The sequence below is a fragment of the Pseudomonas sp. EGD-AK9 genome (assembly GCF_000465935.2).
Lineage (GTDB): Bacteria > Pseudomonadota > Gammaproteobacteria > Pseudomonadales > Pseudomonadaceae > Aquipseudomonas.
On the sequence record NZ_AVOF01000228.1, the window covers coordinates 1 to 5,433 of the forward strand.

General features: G+C 67.2%; 7 protein-coding genes and 1 pseudogene. 4 read left to right on the top strand and 4 right to left on the bottom strand.

The genetic code is table 11. The features are described 5' to 3' along the window. Positions 1–49: 49 nt before the first annotated feature. On the bottom strand, positions 50–961 hold the full coding sequence (locus tag N878_RS11715) for an alpha/beta fold hydrolase (RefSeq protein ID WP_031303066.1): 912 nt from the start codon (positions 959–961) through the stop codon (positions 50–52). Continuing rightward, the gene (locus N878_RS11720) at positions 958–1,743 is read right to left on the bottom strand and encodes a class II aldolase/adducin family protein (RefSeq protein ID WP_021443844.1); all 786 of its coding nucleotides are present in this window, start codon (positions 1,741–1,743) and stop codon (positions 958–960) included. The genes N878_RS11715 and N878_RS11720 overlap by 4 nt, the downstream gene beginning before the upstream one ends. 295 nt (positions 1,744–2,038) lie before the next feature. Here N878_RS11720 and N878_RS26805 point away from each other — a divergent pair. Then, positions 2,039–2,200 (top strand): annotated as a pseudogene (locus tag N878_RS26805) (LysR family transcriptional regulator); the annotation flags it as partial. A gap of 40 nt (positions 2,201–2,240) precedes the next feature. Here the strand turns inward: N878_RS26805 and N878_RS11725 are convergent. Continuing rightward, positions 2,241–2,690, bottom strand: coding sequence for a flavodoxin (locus tag N878_RS11725; RefSeq protein WP_021443845.1), 450 nt, complete (start codon positions 2,688–2,690; stop codon positions 2,241–2,243). Between the two features lie 103 nt (positions 2,691–2,793). On the opposite strand from N878_RS11725, the gene N878_RS11730 reads away from it, so the two are divergent. Continuing rightward, the gene (locus N878_RS11730; protein ID WP_021443846.1) at positions 2,794–3,231 is read left to right on the top strand and encodes a PAS sensor domain-containing protein; all 438 of its coding nucleotides are present in this window, start codon (positions 2,794–2,796) and stop codon (positions 3,229–3,231) included. Between the two features lie 65 nt (positions 3,232–3,296). Continuing rightward, the gene (locus N878_RS11735; protein WP_021443847.1) at positions 3,297–3,911 is read left to right on the top strand and encodes a PilZ domain-containing protein; all 615 of its coding nucleotides are present in this window, start codon (positions 3,297–3,299) and stop codon (positions 3,909–3,911) included. 244 nt (positions 3,912–4,155) lie between these two features. On the opposite strand, the gene N878_RS11740 is transcribed toward N878_RS11735, so the two are convergent. Continuing rightward, on the bottom strand, positions 4,156–5,109 hold the full coding sequence (locus N878_RS11740; protein ID WP_031303067.1) for a MerR family transcriptional regulator: 954 nt from the start codon (positions 5,107–5,109) through the stop codon (positions 4,156–4,158). Positions 5,110–5,199: 90 nt separating this feature from the next. Between N878_RS11740 and N878_RS11745 the strand changes: the two genes are divergently transcribed. After that, positions 5,200–5,433, top strand: a 234-nt coding sequence (locus N878_RS11745) for a thiol-disulfide oxidoreductase DCC family protein (protein WP_021443849.1), incomplete at its 3' end; no start/stop codon positions are given.

Here is a 5,433-nt window from a genome sequence, read left to right on the forward strand (position 1 = left end):
GCCCAGAAACCAGCGCCGAGGGCCGCCACGCTGCCGACGGCGGCACCTTTCAACAGGGTGCGGCGCTGCATGCTGCGGTCTCCAGCCGTTGGCGAAACTCGAGGTAATGGGCGAGCACCAGATCCGCCGCCTCGGTTTGCGGATAGTGGCCGATGCCGTCGAGCAGCACCGTGTCGGGCTGCTCGATCAGCTCGCGGTAGCGCGCCACCATATGCGCGCCGGAGATCGGATCGACCGCACCGTCGATCACCCGCATGGGCACCGTGGTTCCCTGCATGGCCGCCACCCAGCGTGCGCGGTTGGCGCGGCGATCGAGGATGTAGCGGATCAGCCGGTGCATCACCTTGGGCCCGTCGTTATGTGCGATCAGCGCCCAGAAGGCGTCCAGCTCGGCCTCGCTGGGCGGCGTATGCGGACCGAACACCTTGGCGAAGTTCTGTGCCAGGGTGCGCCGCGAGAACAACCGGCCGAGCAGCGGCCCCAGCGGGCCGAGCAGCAGTTTCTGGGTCAGCACCGGATAGTGGGTCTCGGGAAACAGGCCACCGTTGAGGAACACGCAGCTGGCCAGTTGGATGCGCCCGTCCTGATGGCGGGCCAGCAGCTCCTGGGCCACGCTGTCGCCGTAGTCGTGGGCCAGCACATGCAGCGGGCGCGTCTCGCCCAGGTGGGCCAGCAGCGCCTGCTGCAGGTCGGCCTGCTCCAGCAGGCTGTAGGCATGGCCGCGCGGCTTGGCCGAGTAGCCGAAGCCGAGCATGTCGCAGGCGATCAGCCGGTACTGCTGCGCCAGCGGCTGCCACAGGCGGTGCCAGTCCCAGCTGGCGGTGGGAAACCCGTGGATCAGCAGCAGCGGCTCGGCTGCCGCTTCGCCCGCCGTCCAGTAGCGAATCGCGTGCGGGCCGAAACGCAGCTCCTGCCCCTGGGCGCGCCAGGCGTCCAGGGCGATGCCGGGCAACGCCGTCACTGCGCGTAGCCCGGGTTGCAGCGGTCGAGCTTGCGCAGCAGCGCCGGCCAGGGCAGCGCGCCGCCCATGCCCTGCGAGCTCTTCATCACCCCGGCGAGCATCGCCCGGGCGCCGTCGAGAATCTGCTGCGGGATATGGATCAGCTCGCCGCCACCGCTCTGCGCCATGACCTGGATCTCGCAGGCGCGCTGCAGGGTGAACATGCCGAGGAAGGCGTCGGCGATGCTGCCGAAGGCGGTGAGCAGGCCGTGGTTGGGCAGGATCATGAAGTTCTTCTCGCCCAGGTCGGCCTGCAGCCGTGCCTTCTCGTCATGGTTCAGCGCCACGCCCTCGTAGCCGTGGTAGGCCAGGCTGGAAAGGACGAACAGCGACTGCTGCGACAGCGGCAGCAGGCCCTGCTGCTGCGCCGACACGGCGATGCCGGCGGCGGTATGGATATGCAGCACGCAGCCGACGTCGTGGCGCACCTCGTGCACGGCGCTGTGGATGGTGTAGCCGGCCGGGTTGATGTCGAAGGGGCTGTCCATCAGCTTGTTGCCGGCCAGGTCGACCTTGACCAGGCTGGAGGCGCTGATCTCGTCGAACATCAGGCCGTAGGGGTTGATCAGGAAGTCCTCGGTGCCCGGCACCTTGGCCGAGATGTGGGTGAAGATCAGGTCGTCCCAGCCGTACAGGGCGATCAGTCGGTAGCAGGCGGCCAGGTCGACGCGGGTCTGCCATTCGGCGGCGGATACCTGGTTCTTCACGTCGGGCAGATTCAGCGGAGCGTTCACGGCGGTCACCTCGATCTTGTTGTGGTTCGGCGGTGTCCGCAGTCTAGCCGTGCGTGGGCCCCGCGATAGTTGCCCTGGCAGCCAAGCTGCTGACCCTGCGGGTCAATGACCCGAGCGTACGGGCCGCGATAAGGCGTCATTCGCCGCTCTTATGGAAGGCGATGCGCCATTCTGCGTCGACAGGGCACGCGGTTTTGTAGGAGCGGATTTATCCGCGAGTATCGCGGCTCAAGCTGCTTCCACGGCAAATCAACGACAACGGGGCCTTAGAGCAGGGCGATCAGCAGCGGCGCGGCCTGCCCCCCCGCAGGAAGGCGGCCGCAGCGGCCAGGCGGACTTTCTCGCCGCGCTGGAACGGCCGGGCGTGGTGCGCCGGCCATTGCTGGAGTCGGATCTGCGCTGGGATATCGCCTTTATCTGGCGGCGCGACGCCTACCTGTCACGCGCGGCGCAGGCCTGGCTATAGCTGCTGGACGAGTCCCCGGCGCCGTAGGCCGCCTGCGGGGTCAGCCCTGCAGCGCGGCGGCGAAGGCCTGCAACCAGGGCTCGGCGTCGCGTTCCGGGGTGACCGTCTCGCTGGCGTCCAGGCGCAGCATCTCCACCACTTCGCGCAGGCCCAGCTCGGCGTACAGCTCGCGCACCAGCTCGCCGCCGCCGCAGAAGCTGTCGTAGCTGGAATCCCCCAGCGCCAGCACCGCGCCGGGCAGCCCCTGCCAGGCCGGCAGGCGATCGCGAATGGCGCCGTACAGCGGCAGCAGGTTGTCCGGCAGCTCGCCCATGCCGGTGGTGGAGGTCACGGTGAGAAAGGCCTCGGGGCCGAAGGCCAGCAGCTCTTCCAGGCTCAGGTTCGGCTTGTGCCAGGCCTCCAGCCCGGCGGCCTGGAGCAGGCGCTCGGCGTGGCGGGCAACTTCTTCGGCGGTGCCGTAGACCGACCCCGAGAGGATGGCGACTTTCATGACAACTCCTGAAACAGTGGCAAAGGCGGCGCATTATGCCGCAAGTGGACAGCCCGACCCGATGTTTTAGAATGCAGCGCACATACCCTGCGGAACCGCGCCCATGATCAACGCCAAACTGCTGCAACTGGTAATCGACGCCTCCAACGACGGCATCGTGGTGGCCGAGCAGGAGGGTGACGACAACATCCTGATCTACGCCAACCCGGCCTTCGAGCGCCTCACCGGCTACGCCAGCGAAGACATTCTCTACCAGGATTGCCGCTTCCTGCAGGGCAACGACCGCGACCAGCCCGGCCTGGACGCCATTCGCCAGGCGGTCAAGACGCAGCAGCCGTGCCGGCAGATCATCCGCAACTACCGCAAGGACGGCAGCGCCTTCTGGAACGAGCTGTCGATCACTCCGGTTTTCAACGAAGGCGACCAGCTGACCTACTATATAGGTATCCAGAAGGACGTCACCGAGCAGGTCGAGGCCCAGCAGCGCGTCAAAGCGCTGGAGGCGGAGCTGGCCGAACTCAGGGCACGCCTGGATAACTGACGAACGCACACAACTCTCGCTGCGGGACGCGGTCTGAAGGTGCTGGACTCTAGGTAGTATCCGCCATGCAAAGCGACCCGCTGCTGACCCAAGCCGAGTTGGATTTCATCCAGCAACTCAGCTCGCCACAACCCCGCAAACGCCGCCCCAGTGAAGCGCAAACACGGCGCCTGGCCATCGGCGCACAATTGCGCGAACTGCTCAACCAGTTGAGCAGCGACGAACAGCTCAGCCTGGACACCCACAGCGACAATCAACACCTGAGTTTTCCCTTGCGCCTGATCCAGGACGGCCAGAGCGGTTCGCGCCTGGAGCTGGACGCACCGCTGATCTTCGAGCAAGGCGTCAGCGAACGTCCATGGCGCCTGTCCCTCGCCGCCCCGCTGCCCCTGCTGGACCGACGAGAACGCCCCAGTGGCCTGCAGGTAGTGGAGCTGTCGAACAACGGCATGCTGGTGCAGCACAACAATCCCGGCACCCCGGCCAAGGATCAGCTGCTGCAGCTGCTGTTGCCGCAACAGCGCCGCGTGCAGTTGCGCGCCCGCCTGGTACGGCGCATCGGCAAGGCCCGCTACGCCTATAGCCTGCAAACCCTGCACGACGAAGACGAGCAGACGCTGCGCCAATACCTCTTCGAACAGCACAGCGACCGCCAGCGGCGCAGCGACCCGGTCACCTGAGCGCCGCCGCGGAAGAAAAAATCCGATAGCCGAAGGGGATAGGAGAGGGCTGGCTATCGGATTGCGCAGTCGGTCGAGCTTCCGCCGTGCAGCCTCAGCGGCCGCGAGTCGCGACGGGAAGCCCTACACACGATAATAATGTACAACTCTTGTACAACTAATTTTCGTCACCGACAAGCGTTTTCGCGCACGCTCACGCGCCCGGCTCCCGGCAGACGGGATAAGCGGCACGTGCGGACGGGGATCAGGTATCGAGGTGACCGGCGAGAAACTGCTGCAGACGTCGCTGCATCAGCCGCCCTTCATTGCCCAGGCAGGCAATCGGCGAACCGGCCAGGCTCTCCTCGGCCAGGTCGGCGCTGTCGCCGGCCAGCAACAGCGGGCAGTCCAGCGCCAGCGCCAGGCGCGACAGCTGCCGCGGCAGCTCGTCGCTGGGCGGCTGGTTGCTGAACAGCACCAGCGCCTGCGGCTGCATCTTCTCGCAAACCAGCGGCAGCTCGGCCAACGGCTGGCCAACGCCGAGCACGCTGACGCCGATATCGAGGCTGCCCAGCAGCAGCGCGGCGACCAGCAGCTCCAGCTCGCGACAATGCCCCGGCAAGGCGGCGAGCAGCACCCTTTCCTCGACGCTGCCGCGACCCAGTTGCAGGCGCTGCAGGCAACGTCCGCGCAGGAAGCTGTCGAGCAGCAGCCATTCGCTGCACTGGCCGAACTCGTCCTGGCGCAGCAGCAGGGTCTGCCACACCGGCATGAGGATGTCCTGGAACACCACCGGCAGCGGGTAGGAGGAGAAGATCTGGCCGTACAGGCGCTCCAGGCGCAGCTCGTCGAAATCGCCGAGGGCGCGACGGACCTGCCCCTGCCACTCGCTCCATTCGCCGGCGCTGACTTCCTCGTAGGCCGGCGTCGCCGCGCTGCGGGCGCCGGCGCTCTTGGCCAGGATCTTGCCGACCTTGCTCACCGCCACGCCGCGCTCGATCCAGGCCAGAATGCTGCGCACCGCCTCGATGTCGGCCTGCGAATAGAGGCGATGGCCGCTGTCGGTGCGGGTCGGCTGGATCAATCCGTAGCGTCGTTCCCAGGCCCGCAGGGTGACCGGGTTGACGCCGGTCAGGCGCGAGACTTCGCGGATCGGGAACAACTCTTCCTGTTTCAGGGCGCTGGACGCGAGCAGAGGGGCACCGGCGAGTTCAGGCATGGCTTCGGGCATCGCGGCAGAAAAGGTGCCGGCATTGTAACCCAGGCCCCGACGCGCTTACATTGTACAAAACCTGTACAAGGCATCCCCATGCGCGATCCCACCTGGCCACTCACCCTCTACTACGACGGCGCCTGCCCGCTCTGCGCCCGCGAGATCGCCCTGCTGCGCCGCCATGCCGCCCGCGAACGGCTGCAGCTGGTGGATATCGCCGCCGCGGACTTCGACCCTCAGCCGCTGGGCCTGGCACTGTCGACCCTGCAGGCCCGCCTGCATGCACGCTGGGCCGACGGCCGCTGGCTGGTCGGGCTCGATGCCAGCCTG

Coding starts and splice junctions, on each gene's coding strand:
- N878_RS11725 (WP_021443845.1), bottom strand. CDS start 2,690: ATGAAAGTCGCCATCCTCTCGGGGTCGGTCTACGGCACCGCCGAAGAA.
- N878_RS11730 (WP_021443846.1), top strand. CDS start 2,794: ATGATCAACGCCAAACTGCTGCAACTGGTAATCGACGCCTCCAACGAC.
- N878_RS11735 (WP_021443847.1), top strand. CDS start 3,297: ATGCAAAGCGACCCGCTGCTGACCCAAGCCGAGTTGGATTTCATCCAG.
- N878_RS11740 (WP_031303067.1), bottom strand. CDS start 5,109: ATGCCTGAACTCGCCGGTGCCCCTCTGCTCGCGTCCAGCGCCCTGAAA.